At 63.5% G+C, this 2,401-nt stretch carries 2 protein-coding genes; both read left to right on the forward strand.

Translation table 11 applies throughout. The annotated features are described in order from the left end of the window. Window positions 1-16: 16 nt before the first annotated feature. A complete protein-coding gene (gene istA, locus C0V72_RS15965; protein ID WP_143704646.1) occupies window positions 17-1,513 on the forward strand; it encodes an IS21 family transposase in 1,497 nt (498 codons plus the stop codon). Further along, window positions 1,510-2,277 carry an IS21-like element helper ATPase IstB gene (gene istB / locus C0V72_RS15970; protein ID WP_101795114.1) on the forward strand — a complete coding sequence of 256 codons (768 nt, stop codon included), beginning with the start codon at window positions 1,510-1,512 and terminating at the stop codon, window positions 2,275-2,277. The genes istA and istB overlap by 4 nt, the downstream gene beginning before the upstream one ends. Window positions 2,278-2,401: the final 124 nt, after the last annotated feature.

Raw genomic sequence — 2,401 nt, forward strand, 5'->3', positions numbered from 1 at the left:
CAGGGAGATTTACACCGTGGAACTTTACCTGAAGGTTCGGCTTGCCTGCGCTGATGGGATGAGCCAGCGCGCAGCTGCGCGACATTTCAACGTATCGCGCGATACGGTCCGCAAGATGCTGTTGTATTCGGCCCCGCCGGGCTATCGGCGGACGGCTGCAGTGCGGCGACCGAAGCTGGAAGGCTTTGTCTCGATCATTGATGGCTGGCTCGAGGGGGACCGGTCTGTTCCTCGCAAGCAGCGCCATACGGCGAAGCGGGTGTATGATCGGCTGCGTGCCGAACACGGTTTCACCGGGGGGTATACGATCATCAAGGATTATATCCGCGAGCGTGAACAGCGCAGCCGGGAGGTGTTTGTCCCGCTGGCGCATGCGCCGGGCCACGCCCAGGCCGATTTCGGGGAGGCGTTGGTCGAGATCGGCGGGGTTGTGCAGAAGGCGCATTATTTCGTGCTGGATCTGCCGCACAGCGATGCCTGCTATGTACGGGCCTATCCGGCCGCTGTTGCCGAGGCCTGGATGGATGGCCATGTTCATGCCTTCGCGTTTTTCGGCGCGGTGCCGCTTTCGATCCTCTACGACAACGATCGCTGCCTGGTCTCGAAGATCCTGCCCGATGGGACGCGGCAGCGAGCAACGCTGTTCAGTGCCTTTTTGTCGCATTACCTGATCCGCGATCGCTACGGCCGCCCCGGCAAGGGCAATGACAAGGGCAACGTTGAAGGCGTGGTCGGCTTTGCCCGCCGCAACTTCATGGTGCCGATGCCCAGGTTTGCGACATGGGACGATTTCAACCTGTGGCTTGAGGAGCAATGCCGCGGACGCCAACAAGCCGTACTTCGCGGCGAACGCGAGACGATCGGCGAGCGGCTGCAGCGCGATCTTGCCGCGATGCAGGCACTGCCACCAGCGCCCTTCGAGGCCTGCCACCAGATCAGCGGCCAGGTCACTTCGCAGGCCCTGGTCCGTTACCGGACCAACGACTACTCGGTTCCGGCCCGCTTCGGCCACCAGGAGGTGTGGATCAGGGGTTATGTCGACGAAGTGGTGATCGGCTGCCGGGGCGAGATCATCGCGCGGCATGTTCGCAGTTACCGCCGCGAAGAGGTCATCTTCGACCCCCTTCACTATCTCGCCCTGATCGAACAGAAGCCTGGCGCGCTCGACCAGGCTGCGCCCTTGCAGGGCTGGGACCTGCCTGAGCGATTTCCCGTGCTGCGCCGTCTCATGGAAGCGCGGATGGGCCAGCATGGCCGACGTGAGTACATTCAGGTGCTGCGCCTGCTCGAGAGCTTTGCGCTCGCCGACCTGCACGAGGCCGTGAAGCAGGCCATCGCCATGGGCGCGATCAGCTTTGATGCGGTGAAGCATCTGGTGCTGTGCCGCCTCGAGCGCCGTCCGGCCAGGCTCGATCTGACCCTCTATCCCTACCTGCCCAGAGCCAGGGTGGAGACGACATCGGCGCGCTCCTATCTGCGGCTCCTGTCGGGCGATGCAAAGGACGCGGCATGAGCGCCCAGGCCCCTGCCATGTTGCTTGCGCACCATCTCAAGTCCCTCAAGTTGCCAACCTTCCTGCGCGAGCATGACAAGCTGGCCCGACAATGCGCGGCAGAGGGGCTTGATCATGTCCGGTATCTTGCCCGCCTGGCCGAACTGGAGCTGATCGAGCGCGAACGCCGCAAGGTTGAGCGCCGGATCAAGGAGGCGCGCTTCCCGGCCGTCAAGACCCTCGACAGCTTCGACTTTGCCGCCATCGCAAAGCTTAACAAGATGCAGGTGCTCGAGCTTGCTCGCTGCGAGTGGATAACCCGGCGTGAGAACGTCATCGCCCTGGGCCCCTCCGGAACCGGCAAGACCCATGTCGCTATCGCCCTTGGCCTGGCGGCCTGCCAGCAGGGCCTGTCGGTCGGGTTCACCACCGCCTCCGCCCTGGTCAGCGAGATGATGGAGGCTCGTGATGAGCGGCGCCTCCTGCGCCTCCACAAGCAAATGGCCGGATACAGGCTGCTGATCATCGACGAGCTGGGGTTCGTTCCCCTCTCAAAGACCGGCGCGGAGCTGCTGTTCGAGCTGATTTCCCAGCGTTACGAACGGGGCTCGACCCTGATCACCAGCAACCTGCCGTTTGATGAATGGACCGAAACGTTCGGATCCGAACGCCTGACCGGTGCCCTGCTCGACCGGCTGACCCATCACGTCAGCATCCTCGAGATGAACGGCGAAAGCTATCGCCTGGCCCAAAGCCAGGCACGTAAAGCACGCCCCAACCCCTGAAAACCGACAATCCGCGCCTTGGCGACCCCCGCTCGGGCTACGCCCTCCCAGCGCTCGCCAAGGCGCGGATCAAGTGGCCTGATTTTGCGCCGCCCAATGGCCGACTTTTACTCCGCCGTTGACA

The sequence above is a fragment of the Porphyrobacter sp. TH134 genome (genome assembly GCF_002855495.1).
Taxonomy (GTDB): domain Bacteria; phylum Pseudomonadota; class Alphaproteobacteria; order Sphingomonadales; family Sphingomonadaceae; genus Erythrobacter.